The sequence below is a fragment of the Acidovorax sp. SRB_14 genome (assembly GCF_012932145.1).
GTDB lineage: Bacteria > Pseudomonadota > Gammaproteobacteria > Burkholderiales > Burkholderiaceae_C > Simplicispira.
The window spans coordinates 14,995-27,596 of record NZ_MWOK01000019.1 but is presented as its reverse complement, the minus strand read 5'-3'; the positions used below and the strand labels follow the sequence as shown (position 1 = coordinate 27,596).

Annotated in this window: 13 protein-coding genes and 1 tRNA gene; 6 read left to right on the top strand and 8 right to left on the bottom strand. The window is 67.1% G+C overall.

From position 1 onward, the window contains the following. Position 1: 1 nt before the first annotated feature. From B2J86_RS13900 to B2J86_RS13885, 4 genes are all read right to left on the bottom strand, one after another. Entirely contained in the window at positions 2–787 is a 786-nt protein-coding gene (locus B2J86_RS13900; RefSeq protein ID WP_173025910.1) for a UDP-2,3-diacylglucosamine diphosphatase, read from the bottom strand. A 19-nt stretch (positions 788–806) separates the two neighbouring features. After that, positions 807–1,313, bottom strand: a complete 507-nt coding sequence (locus B2J86_RS13895; protein ID WP_169170059.1) for a peptidylprolyl isomerase — start codon at positions 1,311–1,313, stop codon at positions 807–809. Between the two features lie 28 nt (positions 1,314–1,341). After that, complete coding sequence (locus B2J86_RS13890; protein ID WP_169634349.1) at positions 1,342–1,926, bottom strand: peptidylprolyl isomerase; 585 nt, start codon at positions 1,924–1,926, stop codon at positions 1,342–1,344. Positions 1,927–2,130: 204 nt separating this feature from the next. Beyond that, a complete protein-coding gene (locus B2J86_RS13885) occupies positions 2,131–2,898 on the bottom strand; it encodes a tetratricopeptide repeat protein (RefSeq protein ID WP_173025909.1) in 768 nt (255 codons plus the stop codon). Between the two features lie 182 nt (positions 2,899–3,080). On the opposite strand from B2J86_RS13885, the gene cysS reads away from it, so the two are divergent. From cysS to B2J86_RS13855, 6 genes are all read left to right on the top strand, one after another. After that, the gene (gene cysS, locus B2J86_RS13880) at positions 3,081–4,457 is read left to right on the top strand and encodes a cysteine--tRNA ligase (protein ID WP_169634347.1); all 1,377 of its coding nucleotides are present in this window, start codon (positions 3,081–3,083) and stop codon (positions 4,455–4,457) included. 33 nt (positions 4,458–4,490) lie between these two features. After that, the gene (locus B2J86_RS13875) at positions 4,491–5,162 is read left to right on the top strand and encodes a DNA-3-methyladenine glycosylase (RefSeq protein WP_169170062.1); all 672 of its coding nucleotides are present in this window, start codon (positions 4,491–4,493) and stop codon (positions 5,160–5,162) included. 47 nt (positions 5,163–5,209) lie between these two features. Beyond that, positions 5,210–6,187 (top strand): acetyl-CoA carboxylase carboxyltransferase subunit alpha, encoded by a 978-nt coding sequence (locus tag B2J86_RS13870; protein WP_173025908.1) that lies wholly within the window; start codon positions 5,210–5,212, stop codon positions 6,185–6,187. A 28-nt stretch (positions 6,188–6,215) separates the two neighbouring features. Then, positions 6,216–7,190 carry a tRNA lysidine(34) synthetase TilS gene (gene tilS, locus B2J86_RS13865; protein ID WP_173025907.1) on the top strand — a complete coding sequence of 325 codons (975 nt, stop codon included), beginning with the start codon at positions 6,216–6,218 and terminating at the stop codon, positions 7,188–7,190. Between the two features lie 60 nt (positions 7,191–7,250). After that, positions 7,251–8,519, top strand: coding sequence for an aspartate kinase (locus B2J86_RS13860; protein ID WP_169170065.1), 1,269 nt, complete (start codon positions 7,251–7,253; stop codon positions 8,517–8,519). 33 nt (positions 8,520–8,552) lie between these two features. Next, positions 8,553–8,645 (top strand) — tRNA-Ser (locus B2J86_RS13855). A gap of 302 nt (positions 8,646–8,947) precedes the next feature. On the opposite strand, the gene B2J86_RS13850 is transcribed toward B2J86_RS13855, so the two are convergent. From B2J86_RS13850 to B2J86_RS13835, 4 genes are all read right to left on the bottom strand, one after another. Beyond that, the gene (locus tag B2J86_RS13850) at positions 8,948–9,208 is read right to left on the bottom strand and encodes a hypothetical protein (protein WP_169170066.1); all 261 of its coding nucleotides are present in this window, start codon (positions 9,206–9,208) and stop codon (positions 8,948–8,950) included. A gap of 683 nt (positions 9,209–9,891) precedes the next feature. Further along, positions 9,892–10,317: an RNA-binding S4 domain-containing protein gene (locus B2J86_RS13845; protein ID WP_173025906.1), complete on the bottom strand. Its 426-nt coding sequence runs from the start codon at positions 10,315–10,317 to the stop codon at positions 9,892–9,894. 5 nt (positions 10,318–10,322) lie between these two features. Then, positions 10,323–11,798, bottom strand: coding sequence for a sensor histidine kinase (locus B2J86_RS13840; RefSeq protein WP_173025905.1), 1,476 nt, complete (start codon positions 11,796–11,798; stop codon positions 10,323–10,325). Beyond that, positions 11,795–12,481, bottom strand: a complete 687-nt coding sequence (locus B2J86_RS13835; RefSeq protein ID WP_254068121.1) for a response regulator transcription factor — start codon at positions 12,479–12,481, stop codon at positions 11,795–11,797. The genes B2J86_RS13840 and B2J86_RS13835 overlap by 4 nt, the downstream gene beginning before the upstream one ends. Positions 12,482–12,602: the final 121 nt, after the last annotated feature.

Sequence of the window (12,602 nt, the reverse complement as noted above, 5' to 3'; positions counted from 1 at the left end):
TTCAGTCCGGCACCACGCGGTGCAGGCCTGCGGCATCCAGGCGCAGCACCTCGGCGCGCGGGGGCTGGGCTGCGCCATCCCAGTCGCTCAGCACCAAGCGCCGCAGGCCCGGTGCGAGCGCGTGCTCTGCGAGGCGGTGCGTGTGGCCGTGGACCAGAGTGTCGGCCCGGGCGGCGCGCAGCCAGGCGGCGGCGGCGGGGCCGTCCACGTCGGCATAGGGCTGGCCCGAGTGTTTGCGTGCTTCGCTCTCGTTGCGCATGGCGCGCGCCTGCGCGCGCCGCGTGGCCAGGGGCTGGGCCAGAAAGTCGCGCTGCCACGCCGCGCTGCGCGCCAGCCGGCGAAAGCGCTGGTAGTCCACGTCGTCCAGGCACAGCGCGTCGCCATGGCTCAGCAGCGTGCGCCGGCCCGCAAACTCCAGCACGGTGGGGTCTGTCAGGCCGGTGGTGCCGCAGTGCGCGAGAAAGGCCGGACCCGCCAGAAAGTCGCGGTTGCCGTGCATGTAGAACACCGCCATGCGTTGGGCGGCGGCGCGCAGCAGGGCGCAGCACTGCGCTTCAAAACGGCTGTCGGCGTCGCGGGTGTCGCCGATGGCGTCGTCGCCGACCCAGACCTCGAACAGGTCGCCCAGAATGAACAGGGCATCGGCCGGCGTGGTCTGCAGGTAGCGCTGCCAGGCGGCCACGGTGGCCGGCTCGCTGGCTTGCAGGTGCAGGTCGGAGATGACATCGACCGTGCGCCAGTGCGCAGGAGCGGCAAGCTCCTGGATCGGGGGCACGGCCGGGGTCATGCTGCCCAGTGCGGTGCGGTTACAGCGCGACGGCTTTTTCGATGACGACGTCTTCCTTGGGCACGTCGTCGTGGAAGCCCTTGCGGCCGGTCTTCACGGCCTTGATCTTGTCGACCACCTCGGTGCCGGCAACCACCTTGCCGAACACGGCGTAGCCCCAGCCTTGGGCCGAGGGGGCGGTGTGGTTCAGGAAGCCGTTGTCGGCCACGTTGATGAAGAACTGCGCGGTAGCCGAGTGCGGGTCGCCGGTGCGGGCCATGGCCACGGTGTAGTTGGCGTTCTTGAGGCCGTTGTTGGCCTCGTTCTCGATGGGCGCGTCCGTGCCCTTCTGGTTCATGCCGGGCTCGAAGCCGCCGCCCTGCACCATGAAGCCGGGAATCACGCGGTGGAACACCGTGTTGTTGTAGTGGCCCTTGTTCACGTACGACAGGAAGTTGGCGGTCGACTTGGGCGCCTTGTCGGCGTCGAGTTCGAGGGTGATGACACCGTAGCCGGTGATGTGCAGTTCGACTTGGGGGTTGCTCATGGCAGGTTCCTTTGAGAGAGGGGAGGGGTTACTTCAGCACCGTGGCGGAAATGATGGTGACAGGGGTGGTGGGCACGTTCTGGTGGCCGCCGCGGCTGCCGGTGGCCACGGCCTTGATCTTGTCGACCACGTCGCTGCCCTGGACCACCTTGCCGAACACGGCATAGCCGTATCCGTCCGGCTGGGGCGCGTTGAGCATGGCGTTGTCCTTGACGTTGATGAAGAACTGCGCGGTGGCCGAGTTCGGGTTGCCGGTGCGCGCCATGGCGATGGTATAGGTGTCGTTCTTCAGGCCATTGGCGGCCTCGAGAGGAATCGGCGCGCGCGTGGGCTTTTGCGCCATGTCGGCCGTGAAGCCGCCGCCCTGCACCATGAAGCCGTCGATCACGCGGTGGAAGATGGTGCCGTCGTAGTGCTTGTCCCGCACGTACTGCAGGAAGTTCTCCGCGGTCTTGGGCGCCTTGGCAGGGTCGAGCTGCACCACGATGTCGCCCATCGAGGTGGCGAGCTTGACCTGGGGCGCAGCCTGCGCCTGGACCGATGGCGCTATTGAAAACATAGCTGTCAGCGCAATGACTGAAAGCGCTAGAGTCGATTTTCGTCTGGAAATCATTCGATCACTCCTTCGTAGATTGTTTTCCACAGGCGGTCGTGCAGCATCCAATACTGGCGCGCGCGAGAACTGCTTGGGCGGCGCCCGTGGCCAACGCCACACTGGTAGGGCCGAACACCCAAAGAGGAAACGTCAAGGTGTGCACTTCAACCACCGGCGAGTGCGCGGGTGCGCTCTGCCTCTGCCATGCCGGTGTGGCCGCCCTCAGGCGCCCGTGGATTCACGCACGCGGAGCCAGCGCTCGCCCGACTTGACCCGTTCTGGCGTCATGCGGCTGGATACTTGGAGCGGGTCGGCACTGTAACGCGCCTTGCCGACGGTGCGTGCGCTGCTGTCGGTGGCCGCGGCGCCGGGGTCGGCGTTCGCGGCTGCGGGCTTGAGCGCTGCGGGTTCGGCCTTGGGGGCGGTTTTGGCCGGGGCAGGGCGCGCGCCCGGTGTGCCGGGCGTGAACAGCTGGCGGATCAGCACCAGCTTTGGTGGCACGGACGTGTTGCTGGCATCGAGCTGCAGCGCCTTGCTGTAGGCCTGGCTGGCCAGGCGCGCATAGACGTCGCCCAGGTTTTCCTGCGCCGTGGCGTAGCTGGGGTTGGTGCGGATGGCCATTTCCAGCGCTGCGCGCGCCTTGTCGTACAGCCCCTGGCCGGCGTACAGCACGCCCAGGTTGTTGTAGGGTTCGGGCAGCTCGGGGTAGTCCTCGGTCAGCTTGACGAAGGTGGCCGTGGCGTCGGCGCTCTTGCCGCTATCAGACTGGATCACGCCCTTGAGAAAGCGCATCTGCGGGTCGCGCGGCTTGGCCGCCAGGTACTGATCGGCACGTGCCAGCGCCTGGGCATGCTTGCCTTGGCGCATCAACTGGTTGACATCGCTGTAGTCGTCGGCATGGGCGAGCGGACTTGCCAGCAAGGCGCCGAGGGCGAGCAGCCGGGCGCCGTGGTGCAAAATGCGCGCGAGCGCCGACGGTGCGAGGTTCATAGGTGTCTTTGCTAAAGCGGGGCGCAGAGCCCGGCGGTGGGCGATATACTGCCGCAGATTGTAGCTGAGGGCCCGCGCGGCGCGCCCCCGCTTCCTGCCCCGCGCCCCGCTGCGCAACGCTCCCTGATTTGCCCCGAATGCGCTGCCTGCAGCGCTGTTTGCCTTTCCCTTCCAGTGACCCCATGACCCTGCGCATCTACAACACGCTCACGCGTGCGTTGGAGGACTTTGCACCGCTCGACCCCGGCCATGTGCGCATGTATGTCTGCGGCATGACGGTGTACGACCTGTGCCACCTGGGACATGCGCGCTCCATGGTCGCGTTCGATGTGGTGCAGCGCTGGCTGCGCGCCAGCGGCCTGCGCGTCACGTATGTGCGCAACATCACCGATATCGACGACAAGATCATCCAGCGCGCCGTGCAGAACGGCGAAACCGTGCGCGGCCTGACCGACCGCATGATCGGCGCCCTGCACCAGGACGCCGATGCCCTCGGCATCGAGCGCCCCACGCACGAGCCGCGCGCCACCGACTATGTGCCGCAGATGCTGTCCCTGATCGGCCGGCTCGAAAGCAAAGGGCTGGCCTACCAGGCCGGCGAGGGCGACGTGAACTTTGCGGTGCGCAAGTTCGCCGGCTACGGCAAGCTCTCGGGCAAGTCGCTCGATGAACTCCACGCCGGCGAGCGCGTGGCCGTGCAGGACGGCAAGCACGACCCGCTCGACTTCGTGCTCTGGAAAAGCGCCAAGCCCAGCGAGCCCGAGGAGGTGAAGTGGAGCAGCGCCTGGGGCCCGGGGCGCCCCGGCTGGCACATCGAGTGCTCGGCCATGGGCTGCGCACTGCTGGGCGAGAGCTTCGACATCCACGGCGGCGGCGCCGACCTGCAGTTTCCGCACCACGAGAACGAGATCGCCCAGAGCGAAGGCGCCACCGGCAAGCCGCTTGCGCAGACCTGGATGCACAACGGCTTCATCAATGTGGACAACGAGAAGATGTCCAAGTCGCTGGGCAACTTCTTCACCATCCGTGACGTGCTCAAGGAATACGACGCCGAGACCGTGCGCTTCTTCGTCGTGCGCAGCCACTACCGCAGCCCGCTGAACTACAGCGACGTGCACCTCGACGACGCGCGCGCCGCGCTCAAGCGCCTGTACACCGCGCTCTCGCTGGTGGCGCCCGCCGCGGTGGAAATCGACTGGGCCGAGCCCCATGCGGCCCGCTTCAAGGCCGCCATGGACGAAGACTTCGGCACGCCCGAGGCCGTGGCGGTGCTGTTCGATCTGGCCGGCGAGGTCAACCGCAGCCGGTCGGCGCAGGCCGCCGGTCTGCTCCAAAGCCTGGGCGGCTGCCTGGGCCTGCTGCAAGGCGACCCGCAGGCTTTCCTGCAGTCGGGCGCGACGCTGGACGAGGCGGCCATCCAGGCGCAGATCGCGGCGCGCGCTGCGGCCAAGGCCACGAAAAATTTTGCCGAGGCCGACCGCATCCGCAACGAGCTGCTGGCCGCCGGCATCGTCCTCAAGGACGCCGCCGCGGGCACGACCTGGGAAGTGGCCCCGTGAGCCTTTTAATCATGAAAATGGCCGATAAGGCATATGGGACTTGCCGTGCCAGCTTCTAAAAACATAGCAATAGAGGCCGCCGACCTGGCCGCGCCCGGGTATTGGGCGGAAGCCCGCAAGCACCTCATGAAGAAGGACCGGGTGATGAAGCGCCTGATCCCCCAGCTGGGCGAGGCCACGCTGCAGTCGCGCGGCGACGCCTTCACCACGCTGGCGCGCTCCATCGTGGGGCAGCAGATTTCGGTCAAGGCTGCGCAGACCGTGTGGGACCGCTTTGCCGCGCTGCCGCCGGCCATGGCGCCGGCGCACGTGCTCCGGCTCAAGGTCGACGACATGCGCGGCGTGGGGCTGTCGGCGCGCAAGGTGGACTACCTGGTGGATTTGGCGCTGCACTTTGACGCCGGCAAGCTGCATGTCGATGGCTGGCAGGGCATGGACGACGAGGCCATCATTGCCGAGCTGGTCGCGATCCGCGGCGTGGGCCGCTGGACCGCCGAAATGTTCCTGATCTTTCACCTCATGCGGCCCAATGTGCTGCCGCTCGATGACGTGGGGCTGATCAATGGCATCAGCCTCAATTATTTTTCGGGTGACCCGGTCAGCCGCAGTGACGCGCGCGAGGTGGCCGAGGCCTGGAAGCCTTGGTGCAGCGTGGCGACTTGGTATATTTGGCGATCGCTGGCGCCGCTGCCGGTCGCATATTGAACGCTTGTCGCCACTGCCCTTGTGCATGGCGATCAAGGAGAAACAACTTGGCAAAAAAAACATTTCTGGATTTCGAACACCCTATTGCGGAACTCGAAGCCAAGATCGAAGAGCTGCGATACGTGCAGTCCGAAAGCGCGGTCGATATCTCTGACGAAATCGACCAGTTGAGCAAAAAGAGCCAGCAGCTCACCAAAGACATCTATGCCGAGCTGACCCCCTGGCAGATCACGAAGATCGCGCGCCACCCCGAGCGGCCCTACACGCTCGACTACGTGCGCGACCTGTTCACCGACTTTGTCGAGCTGCACGGAGACCGCCACTTTTCCGACGACAAATCCATCGTTGGCGGCTTGGCGCGCTTCAGCGGCCATGCCTGCATGGTGCTGGGCCACCAGAAGGGACGCGACACCAAGGAGCGCGCGCTGCGCAACTTCGGCATGACGCGCCCCGAGGGCTACCGCAAGGCGCTGCGCCTCATGAAGACGGCCGAGAAGTTCCACCTGCCGGTGTTCACCTTCGTCGACACGCCCGGTGCCTTTCCGGGCATCGACGCCGAGGAGCGCGGCCAGTCGGAAGCCATCGGCCGCAACATCTACGAGATGGCGCAGCTCGAAGTGCCGATCATCACCACGATCATCGGCGAAGGCGGTTCGGGCGGCGCCCTGGCCATCAGCGTGGGCGACCAGCTGCTGATGCTGCAGTATTCGATCTACTCGGTGATCAGCCCTGAAGGGTGCGCCTCCATCCTCTGGAAGACCAGCGAGCGGGCCCAGGACGCGGCCGAGGCCCTGGGCATCACGGCCCACCGCCTCAAGGCGCTGGGCCTGGTCGACAAGATCGTCAGCGAACCTGTGGGCGGCGCCCACCGCGATCCCAAGCAGATGTCCGCCTTCCTCAAGCGCGCCCTGGGCGATGCCTTCCGCCAGGTGGCCGACCTCAAGGTCAAGGAACTGCTGGACCGCCGCTACGAGCGCCTGCAAGGCTACGGCCGCTTCACCGACACCAAGGCCGACAGCCGCTGAAGGCCGGCCAGGCCGGCGGGGCTGAGCCATGACCCAGTCCTTCGACGCCGCGCTGCGCGCCTTTGCGCCGACGCTGCCCCTGGCCGTGGGCCTGAGCGGCGGCGCCGATTCCACCGCCCTGCTGCTGGCCTGTGCCGCGCGCTGGCCGGGCCAAGTGCAGGCGATCCATGTGCACCACGGCCTGCAGGCCGCGGCCGACCGCTTCGAGCAGCACTGCGCTGCGCTGTGCACGCGGCTGCAGGTGCCGTTGGTGGTGCAGCGCGTCGATGCGCGCCACGCGCCCGGGCAAAGCCCTGAAGATGCTGCGCGCATCGCCCGTTACAAGGCTTTTGAGGCTGCAGCCCAAGCCAGTCAAGCGCATTCAGCTATCAAGTCGATAGCGCTGGCGCAGCATGCCGACGACCAGGCCGAGACCCTGCTGCTGGCGCTCTCGCGCGGCGCCGGCGTGGCCGGGCTGGCCGCCATGCCGGCGCAGTGGCAGCGCGGCGGCATGGCCTGGCACCGGCCGCTGCTGAAGGTGGCAGCCGCCGACGTGCGCGCCTGGCTGCAGGCGCGCGGCGAGACCTGGGTCGAAGACCCGAGCAACAGCGACGAGCGCTACACGCGCAACCGCATCCGCGCGCGCCTGCTGCCCGCGCTCGGTGCCGTCTTTCCCGCGTTCCGCGACACCTTCGCGCGCAGTGCGGCGCACGCGGCCCAGGCCAGCGAACTGCTGTACGAACTCGCCCAGCAGGACCTGGCCGCCGTCGGCGTGCCGCCGCAGATCGCCGCGCTGCAGGCGCTCAGTGGCGCGCGCCAGGCCAACGTGCTGCGCCACTGGCTGCGCAGCACGCACCAGACCACGCCGGCCACAGCGCAACTGGCGGCACTGCAGCGCCAGATCCTCGCCTGCACTACGCGTGGCCACCGCATTCACCTCAAGGTGGGGGGCGGCTTCGTCGAGCGCAGGGGGACGGGGCTGCATTGGTACAATCCCGAGGGTTTTGGCCCCCCCCCTGCATGAGAAACGGCTGCGTTCCAAAACACCGTCCAACCTGCGCCGTTTCGTCACGACACAACACCAATGGCATTGATCGTTCAAAAATACGGCGGCACGTCGATGGGTTCGCCCGAGCGCATCCGCAACGTGGCCAAGCGCGTGGCCAAATGGGCGCGCGCTGGCCACCAGATCGTGGTGGTGCCCAGCGCCATGAGCGGCGAGACCAACCGCCTGCTGGGCCTGGCGGGCGAACTCGCGCCCGAGCGCGCCACCGCCGAATACCACCGCGAACTCGACATGCTGGCCGCCACGGGCGAGCAGGCCTCCTCGGCGCTGCTGGCGATTGCGCTGCAGGCCGAAGGCATGTCCGCCGTCAGCTACACCGGCTGGCAGGTGCCCGTGCGCACCGACAGCAGCCACACCAAAGCCCGCATCGAGTCGATTGACGACCAGCGTGTGCGCGCCGACCTCGACGCCGGCAGGGTAGTGATCGTCACGGGCTTCCAGGGAATCGACGACAACGGCAACATCACCACGCTCGGCCGAGGTGGATCGGACACCTCCGCCGTGGCCATTGCCGCTGCCATGAAGGCCAAGGAGTGCCTGATCTACACCGATGTCGATGGCGTCTACACCACCGACCCGCGTGTCGTGCCCGCGGCACGCCGCCTGGGCACGGTGAGCTTCGAGGAAATGCTCGAAATGGCCAGCCTGGGCAGCAAGGTGCTGCAGATCCGCTCGGTCGAATTCGCCGGCAAGTACAAGGTGCCCATGCGCGTGCTCTCCAGCTTCACGCCCTGGGACATCGACCTGGCAGAAGAAGCCCAATCGGGCACGCTCATCACTTTTGAGGAAGACGAAAAAATGGAAAAAGCCGTTGTATCCGGCATCGCATTCAACCGCGGCGAGGCCAAGATCACTGTGCTCGGCGTGCCCGACACGCCCGGCATTGCCTACCGCATCCTCGGCCCCGTGGCGGACGCCAACATCGAAGTCGATGTGATCATCCAGAACATCAGCAAGGACGGCAAGGCCGACTTCAGCTTCACGGTGAACCACAGCGACTTCCATCGCGCGATCGAACTGCTGCGCACCAAGGTGGTGCCTGAGCTGGGCGCGCAGGAAGTCGTGGGCGACCCGAACATCTGCAAGGTGAGCATCGTGGGCATCGGCATGCGCAGCCACGTGGGCGTGGCCAGCACCATGTTCCGCGTGCTGAGCGAAGAAGGCATCAACATCCAGATGATCTCCACGTCAGAGATCAAGACCTCGGTGGTCATCGATGAAAAGTACCTCGAACTGGCGGTGCGCGCGCTGCACACGGCCTTCGGTCTGGACCAGGTCACCGCTTAAACCGGCCCAAATCTGAGGCATAATAGCCGGATTGGAAACGTGACCGAGTGGCCGAAGGTGCTCCCCTGCTAAGGGAGTATGGGGTGTAGAGCCTCATCGAGGGTTCGAATCCCTCCGTTTCCGCCAGGATAAAGAGCCCTAAGCGATTGAGTCGTTTGGGGCTTTTTCATTTTAGGCCTCTAGCACTCCGTGCTAATTCTGGTGTTTATCCTGAATTGCGGCTTTCTCAGGCGTTGAGTTCCCAAAGAGCGCTTCACGGGCGGCCAAATCGAATCTCTTGTCCACGTTTGGGACGCGCAGCTCCCGCATCTTCACCTGCACAGAAGGCCCCTGCGGGCCTGGCCACCCAGAACGGGTTGGGATCAGCGAGCAGCGCCAGGGGCACGTTGGTACTGCCGAAGAGCAGGGCGGTCTGTGTGGCCAATCCCCTACACGCGGATTCGCAAGGCCGACTCCACGTCAGCGCTGCGCCGGGCAATGACCTGGTTCGCAATCTCCGCCAACATGGCTGCGCGGCCTTTGCCTGTGATGGCATGAACGCATGCATGGCTGCGGTCGCCATCTGGAAGCTGCACCTCGACCATGCCGGCCGCTTTCAAGATGCGCAGGGTGTCGATCTTGGCCTCGTCGGTCACGTCAACGGGGAACGTCCCGTCCGAGGCCAGCTGCTGCAGGTACTCGATTGACATGCATGCCTCCTGTTTGGCCACAATTGATTTTGGCGTGGCCCCGGGGGCCATGCAATAAAAGCCCCGATCAAAGCGGGGGCACGGCGGCAGCCACCCCTGCGCCGGGCCAGAGCGATGCGTGCCTGGCTGGACAGCAGCCCTCAGCGGCCCGATCTTTGAAGAGCCGCAGCGTTTAGCAACCGCCCACTGGCGGTGATGGTGTATGTTGTTCCACCTCTGAGACCGGCGCAGCAGATTACGCCAGAGCTTCTTGTGGCGGCCGCACGTCGGGCTGCGGAGTGCGATGGCGCTGCAGAGACCGCGTGCGGAGCACAGCTGGAGGTGGCGCCTGCGTTGGCTCTGCCGACAAGTCGCTCAGGTTGTTTTGCTGCCTGCAGACACTCCTTCCGTTGGCTGGCTTGGTCGAAGGAGTTGCCTGCTTCGAGCGGCCGGCAAAGCGACGATGGTGATGGTGGTTTGCATGCCGCCTCCGTTGTTGTGACGGCATGTTATGTGGCAAGGCTTACAACGGCCTTCCGATGTCGCCCGCTCGCGGATTCACCACACCGGGCTTCCGGCGTCATGGGTTCGATTCACATCGTCTCGCCCAACAACATCCCAATGATCCGATCACTAGGGGTCGTTTTGTTCTGACATCCGTGGAGTGTTGGCGTAGCCTGGCGGGGGTGGGCCGACGCCGCGCGTCAGTCTGCGTCGTCCACCGATGCGCTCCAGCGGCTGCCCCAGTCGCGGGCGCGGTCGATGTCGCGGCGGTCGCGTTTGGTCGGGCGGCCTTCCTGCAATGCCGCGGCGGGCTCGGGGGACAGGCGGCGCTGCTCGGCGGCCTTTTCGCGTGCGCTGATGCTCTCGGCGGTTTCTTCGTAGAGCTGCTGCGCCACGGGCGCGGGGCCGCGCGTGCGGGCCAGGCCGCGCACGACCACGGTGCGCGGCACCTTGCCATGGCGCAGGGCCACGGTGTCGCCTGCGCGCACCTCGCGCGAGGCCTTGGCGGTCTGGCCGTTGACACTGATGCGCCCCCTGGCGATTTCTTCCGTCGCCAGGCTGCGGGTCTTGAAAAAGCGCGCGCACCACAGCCACTTGTCAATGCGCAGGGTGTCGGGGCTGTCCATGGCACCTATTGTGCCGCGCCGCCTGGCGCGGCGTGCGCTGCCGGTTCGGGCGCAGCCTGCGGCAACACGACCACGGCGTCGAGCCCGACGGTGCGCCGCGCATGCTGGCGGTTGGTGAGGGCGATGCTGCCGCCCAGCGCCTGCACGATCTCCTGGCAGATGGCCAGTCCCAGGCCCGAGCCGGTGCGCACGTCGCCGGCCGAAAACGGCTGGTAGAGGCGCGCGGCCAGTTCGCTGTCGATGCCGAGGCCCTGGTCGGCCACGGTGAGCACCACATGGCGGCCGTCGCTGCGCAGCTCCACGCCCAGCACGCTGGCCTGCGGCGCGTGGCGCACGGCGTTGTGCAGCAGGTTGCGCGCCAGCTCGCGCAGCATCCACTCGTGCGCACGCACGGGGGCTGCGTCGGTGTGGATGCCGAAGTCGAGGTCTTTGTGTGCGATCAGCGGCGACAGCTCCAGCGCCACGGCGCGCAGCACCTCTTCAAAGCGCGCGACAGGCGGCGGTGCCTGCTGGCGCAATTGCTCGACCTTGGCCAGTGCCAGCATCTGGTTGGCCAACTGGGTGGCGCGGTCCACCGTGCCCTCGATCTCCTGCAGGGCCTGCAGCGGCGGCGCATCGCCGCGCAGCGCCGACTGGACCTGTGTCTTGAGCACCGCCAGGGGCGTGCGCAGCTGGTGCGCGGTGTCGCGCACGAAGCGCTTCTGGTGCTGCAGGAGGTGCTGCAGGCGGCGCATGACCTGGTTGGTGGCATCGACCAGCGATTGCAGTTCGCGCGGCGCCGAGGCCGTGGCGATGGGGCTCAGGTCACCTTCCGGGCGCGCCTGCAGGGCGGCGCTGAGCTGGCGCACCGGGCGCGTGGCGCGCTGCACCACGGCCACCACGGTGAGGGCGACCACGGCCACCAGCAGCGCCTGGCGCACCAGGGTGTTCCACAGGATCTGCAGGGCCAGGGTTTCGCGCACCTCCAGCGTTTCCGCCACCTGGACCACGGCCATGCCGCGCCCCGAGGCGGTGGCCACGGGCTGCAGCAGCACGGCCACGCGCACCTTGCGGCCCTGGAAGTGGTCGTCGTAGAAGTCCACCAACGCCGCATACGGAGGCCGCTGGGGAATGCGGCCGTGCCACACGGGCAGGTCGGCGTAGCCCGAGACCAGCGCGCCTTGCAATGTGGAGACGCGGTAGAACATGTGGCTCTGGTTGTCGGCCTCGAAGGCTTCGAGCGCCGAATACGGCACGGTGGCGTACAGCGTGGCGGCTTCGTCGTAGCCGCTCACGTCCAGCTGCTCGCTGATGCTCTTAGCCGAGGCCAGCAGAGTGCGGTCGTAGGCGGTGTGCAGCGAGGCCAGCGTCTGCCGGTACAGGCTGAAGGTGTTGAACGCAATGAACAGCAGCACCGGCAGCAGGATGCCCAACAGCAGCTGCCCGCGCAGCGACAGGGCGCGCACCCGGTGCTGGCGCGGCGTGGCAGCAGAGGCGCTCATGCGGTGTCGGTCTTGAGCAGGTAGCCCAGGCCGCGCAGCGTCATCAGCGTCAGGCCCGTGCCGGCAAGCTTTTTGCGCAGGCGGTACACCACCACTTCGATGGCTTCGTATTGCACGTCGAGCTGGCCCGGGAAGACCAGCCCATACAGCCGCTCCTTGGCCACGGCGTGGCCGGGCTGCGCCAGCAGCGCATGCATGAGGGCCAGCTCGCGCGGCGTCAGTTCCATGATGGCGCCGTTCAGGTAGATCGCGCCACTCTCTTTTTCATAGCGTATAGCGCCCATCTGTATTGCGCTGGAGCCCGATTTGGCTTGAACCGGGTCGTGGCTGCGGCGCTGCAGCGCGCGCAGCCGCGCCTCGAGCTCGTCGAGGTCGAAAGGCTTGGGCAGGTAGTCGTCGGCGCCGGCGTTGAGGCCCAGCACCCGGTCGCCGACGGTGCCGCGCGCGGTCAGGATCAGCACCGGCGTGCGCAGGCCGCGCGCGCGGGCCTGCTCCAGCACCTGCAGGCCGTCCAGGCCGGGCAGCGTCAGGTCGAGCACGACGGCGTCGGGGGCCAGGTCGCTCCAGCGGGCGAGCGCGCTGCGGCCGTCGCCCACGGCGGTCACTTCCATGCCGCGGCGTGCCAGGGCGCGCTGCAGCGTGGCCTGCATGGTGGGGTCGTCTTCAACGAGGAGCAATTGCATGGTGGGCGGCACCTTAGCACCGCCGCGCCGGGGCCATCGCATGGGTGTTTTCCCTGAGCGTGCGGACAGCCGATTGACAGGATGCGCCCCCATCATCGGAAAGTTCGCCAACCCCTACAAG